Raw genomic sequence first — 3,394 nt, 5'->3', positions numbered from 1 at the left:
GGCATGGGGCGGGGTGGCGTGGGAAGACACGGGTGTCCTTCGGGTCGTCACGTGCGGTGAGGGGACGTCGCCTGCCACCCGACGTCGCGCCCCAGTGTAGTGGGAGCCCCGGGCCACAACTCGCGCCGGCGGCGGCGGGCGGCGCACAATACTGTGCATGAGCGAAACCACACGCAACCAGCCGCCCGTCGCCATGACCGTCGCGGGCTCCGAGGCCACCGGCGGCGCCGGCGCGCTCGCGGACATCAAGACCTTCACCTCTCTGGGGGTCTTCGGCTCCCTGGCGCTCACGTGCATCGTGGCGTTCGACCCCGAGAACGACTGGGGCCACCGCGTGACCCCCGTGGACCAGCAGACCCTGGCGAACCAGCTGCAGACCATCACCGCGGCCTACGACCTGGACGCCGTGAAGATCGGCATGCTCGGCCACCCGGACACCATCCGCACCGTGGCTGAGGCCATGAAGAAGCTGCAGCCCCAGCACCTGGTCCTGGACCCCGTGCTGATCTGCAAGGGCCAGGAGCCGGGTGCCGCGCTGGACACGGACCAGGCGCTGAAGGCCGAGGTGCTGCCGCTGGCCACGTTCGTGACCCCCAACCACTTCGAGTCCCTGTCCCTGTCCGGGATGGAGTCCATCGACTCGGTGGCGGACCTCAAGGAGGCGGCGCAGCGCATCCACGACTCCTCCGGTGCCACCGTGCTCGCGAAGGGTGGGGTGCGCCTGGCCGGGGCGGAGGCCGTGGACGTGTTCTACGACGGCTCCACCCTGGAGGTGCTCTCCGAGCCCAAGGTGGGCGAGGTTCCCGTCTCCGGCGCGGGCTGCTCGCTGGCCGCCGCCGTCACCGCGGAGCTCGCCAAGGGAGCCTCCCCGCTCGACGCCGCCCGCACCGCCAAGAGCTTCGTCTCCGCAGGCATCCGGCACCGGCTGGGATCCCACCTGCCGTTCGACTCCCTGTGGCAGGGCGGGTACGCCGCTGAGGCGTGACCGCACAGCGCCACCAAGGTTCCTGGGAGCCTTCGGGGAATGCCCTGTTCCGCAGGGCATTCCCCGTTTCCATGGGGTGGAATGGACACCGAACCCGCACGAGATGTCGGCAAGGCGCGGTTTTTGCTGACAGAACAGGATATGGTGTCGTCATGCCCCGCATCACAGCCCCCAGCAACGCAGCCCAGAGAGAGCGCACCCAGCGTGCGATCCTGGACGCGTTCGGGGAGCTGCTGTACAGCAACGGGCTCACGGACCTCACCATGACCCGCGTGGCCAAGACCGCCGGGGTGGGCCGCACCGCGGTCTACAACTACTTCGCGGACATGGGCGAGCTGCTCGTGGCCTACGCCCTGGACAAGACCGAGCGCTTCGTGGCGGACCTCAACCGCGAGCTCGCGGAGACCGAGAACCCCGTGGACCAGCTGGGCGTCTACATCCAGCACCAGATCGAGGACCTCAGCCGCCGCCACCTGCCCCCAGGCCAGGCCATGCGCACCGTGCTCTCCCCCGAGGACTTCGCCAAGCTCGGGGAGCACGTGCAGAAGCTGCAGGGCGTGCTCGCGGGCATCCTCCGCCGGGCCATGGACGAGGGCTACCTCCCCGAGGGCGACACCCACGAGCTCTCCCAGCTGGTCCACGGCTCCCTGACCTCCACCGCGGACCGCAGCACCTGCCTGGAGAACTCCCGGACGCAGCAGGAGCGCACCCTGGCCACCGTCCGGTTCATCCAGCGCGGTCTGGGTGCCCAGTTCGACGCCCAGATGCGCCCCGTGCGCCTGCCCCAGCAGCCCCCGCGGCTCAGCGCGGTGTCCTGAGCGGTCACCGACCACAGCGAGCTCCGCCGCCTGCGGGCACCGGAACTTCACATCCGGGCCATGATCTGGCCCCCTGGCCCTCGTACACTCGGGCGCACCAGTTCCGAGTCCGGGGGTTCCCATGAAGATCTCGTCAACCGCTCTGTCGGCATCCTGTCTCGTCGTCACGCTCGTGGGCACCACCCCCGCGCTCGCCGCGCCAGTGGTTCCCGCCGCGGCGGCAGTGTCGCCCGATGCGGCTCCGTCCGCGTCCCACGGCGGGCACGACCAGGGGAACCACGGCCCCGGCCACAGCGGTGCCCGGCTGCGGGTGGCCACGTACAACGCGTCTCTCAACCGGGGCACGCAGGGGCAGCTGCTCAAGGACCTCAGCACACGGGACAACCAGCAGGCCCGGAACATCGCGGAGGTCATTCAGACCAACGCTCCGGACGTGGTGCTCGTCAACGAGTTCGACTACGTCCCCGGAGGAGGCGCCGCCCGCGCGTTCCGGGACAACTACCTCGGGCTCAGCCAGCGGGGCGAGGCCGCCCAGAAGTACCCCTACTACTACACCGCGCCTGTGAACACCGGGGTGCCCTCGGGCTTGGACCTGGACCAGAACGGCACCGTGGGAGGCGCGGGTGACGCATGGGGCTTCGGCCAGTTCCCGGGACAGTACGGCATGGTGATCTTCTCCAAGTACCCCATTGCCCAGGACCAGGTGCGGACCTTCCAGAACTTCCGCTGGCAGGACATGCCCGGCAACCAGATGCCCACCTCCTTCTACACGCCGGAGCAGCAGCGGAAGCTCCGGCTGTCCTCCAAATCCCACTGGGACGTTCCGGTGCGCGTGGGGAAGCAGACGGTCCACGTCCTCGCGGCGCACCCCACTCCCCCGAGCTTCGACGGCCCGGAGGACCGCAACGGGCGGCGCAACCACGACGAGATCCGCTTCTGGGCCGACTACGTCAGTTCCCCACCCCGGGCACGGTACATCTACGACGACGCCGGCTCCCGCGGCGGCCTCACCCCCGGTGAGCGCTTCGTGATCCTGGGCGACTACAACTCCGACCCCCACGACGGAGACTCGTTCCAGGAGGGGATCAACCAGCTCCTGGACAGCCCCCGCGTGCGGGATCCGCGCCCCGCGTCGACGGGCGCGGTCGAGGCCGCCGCACTGCAGGGAGGCGCGAATCGGACCCACCGCTCCGATCCGAAGTACGACACGGGCGACTTCAGCGACAACCCCGCTCCCGGGAACCTGCGGACGGACTACGTCCTGCCCTCCAAGAACCTGCAGGCGTGCCGCAGCGCAGTCCACTGGCCCAGGCTCGGCGAGCCCGGCTCCGAGCTGACGGGAACGGATCCCTTCCCCACCTCGGACCACCGCCTCGTCTGGCTGGATGTGCGGGTTCCGGGCGGGCAGTGACCCCGGATCGGGCAGAGGCACCCGCTCCTCGCCAAACTGGCGGAGCCAGGCGTGATGCGGCTCACGTCCCGTTCACATTCCGGTCACGACCTGGCCTTTTGCTCTCCTTAGACTCGCGGTGACCAGCACTGCCCAGGCAGTGCGCCGAGGCTTCTTCCCCCAGCTCCCGGGCACCCGCCC

At 69.9% G+C, this 3,394-nt stretch carries 3 protein-coding genes; all 3 read left to right on the top strand.

The window, feature by feature from the left end; all coding sequences use genetic code 11:
* The first annotated feature begins 157 nt into the window (after window positions 1-157).
* The 3 genes from CWC38_RS11315 (at window position 158) to CWC38_RS11305 (ending at window position 3,214) form a co-directional block, all read left to right on the top strand.
* Complete coding sequence (locus tag CWC38_RS11315; RefSeq protein ID WP_121846821.1) at window positions 158-985, top strand: hydroxymethylpyrimidine/phosphomethylpyrimidine kinase; 828 nt, start codon at window positions 158-160, stop codon at window positions 983-985.
* Window positions 986-1,137: 152 nt separating this feature from the next.
* Window positions 1,138-1,803: a TetR/AcrR family transcriptional regulator gene (locus CWC38_RS11310; RefSeq protein WP_121846820.1), complete on the top strand. Its 666-nt coding sequence runs from the start codon at window positions 1,138-1,140 to the stop codon at window positions 1,801-1,803.
* Between the two features lie 121 nt (window positions 1,804-1,924).
* Window positions 1,925-3,214, top strand: a complete 1,290-nt coding sequence (locus CWC38_RS11305) for an endonuclease/exonuclease/phosphatase family protein (RefSeq protein ID WP_121846819.1) — start codon at window positions 1,925-1,927, stop codon at window positions 3,212-3,214.
* Window positions 3,215-3,394: the final 180 nt, after the last annotated feature.

The organism is Kocuria tytonicola, assembly GCF_003687455.1.
Lineage (GTDB): Bacteria > Actinomycetota > Actinomycetes > Actinomycetales > Micrococcaceae > Kocuria > Kocuria tytonicola.
This window is presented reverse-complemented; position numbering and strand designations above follow the sequence as displayed.